At 63.3% G+C, this 1075-nt stretch carries 1 protein-coding gene; it reads left to right on the forward strand.

The window, feature by feature from the left end:
• A partial coding sequence (locus L5G32_RS19130; protein WP_237012668.1) for an IS30 family transposase occupies positions 1–1040 on the forward strand: 1040 nt, incomplete at its 5' end.
• Positions 1041–1075: the final 35 nt, after the last annotated feature.

Here is a 1075-nt window from a genome sequence, read left to right on the forward strand (position 1 = left end):
TGCAGTCGGCTATCACTGAGCAGGTGAATCCCTGCACGCTGTCTTCTCCGAGCCGATTGTTGACCCTGGCCGATCGGCTGGTGATCGCCGACGGCCTGATCCACCACTGGTCCTACGCCAGGATCGGTACGGCGATCGGTAAACACAAATCGACCGTGAGCCGCGAAGTCCGTAACCACAGCGTCAACGGGCACTACCTGCCGTATCAGGCCGATCATGGTGCGGCCGCTCGCCGGCGGCGCCCGCGCCCACGCAAACTCGACCCCGCAGTGAACCCGCGCCTGCACACCCGCGTACAGCAGATGCTCGCCGAGGATCACTCCCCGATGCAGGTCGCTGGCCGGCTACGCCGCGAGTACCCCGATGATGAGTCCATGCACGTCAGTCACGAAACGATCTATCAAACGTTCTACCTACAGGGGCGCGGCGAGTTGAAAAAGCAACTCGCCGCTGGGTTGCGTTCGGGCCGAGCAGCCCGTAAACCCCGTGGTCAGCGCACCCCGCGGGAACGATTCGTCGACCCGATGGTCAATATCAGCGCGCGGCCTCCCGAGGTCGCTGACCGGGCCGTTCCCGGGCATTGGGAAGGCGATCTGATCGTCGGCCCGTACAGTCGCTCAGCGATCGGGACACTCGTCGAGCGCACGAGCAGGTTCACGATGTTGCTGCACCTGCCCAACGGGCACTCCGCACCCGAGGTGCGTGATGCGATCATCGCTACCCTCGGTGAATTGCCCGCGCATCTGCGGCGCTCGTTGACCTGGGATCAGGGCTGCGAGATGGCCCGACACGTCGAGATCTCCAAAACAGCGACGGTCTACTTCTGCGACCCGGCCAGCCCCTGGCAACGCGGCACGAACGAGAACACCAACGGCCTGCTGCGCCAATACTTCCCCAAAGGCACCGACCTGAGCGTGCACGACAAAGACCGCCTCCGCGAGGTCGCCGACCGACTCAACCGCCGCCCCCGTCAAGTCCACGAATTCGCCACCCCAGCAGAAAAATTCAACGAACTACTATCAACAACCAACAGCAACTAACACAACCAGCGTTGCAACCACCACCTGAACCCACG

The organism is Gordonia zhenghanii (assembly GCF_021738965.1).
In the GTDB taxonomy this organism is placed as follows: domain Bacteria; phylum Actinomycetota; class Actinomycetes; order Mycobacteriales; family Mycobacteriaceae; genus Gordonia; species Gordonia zhenghanii.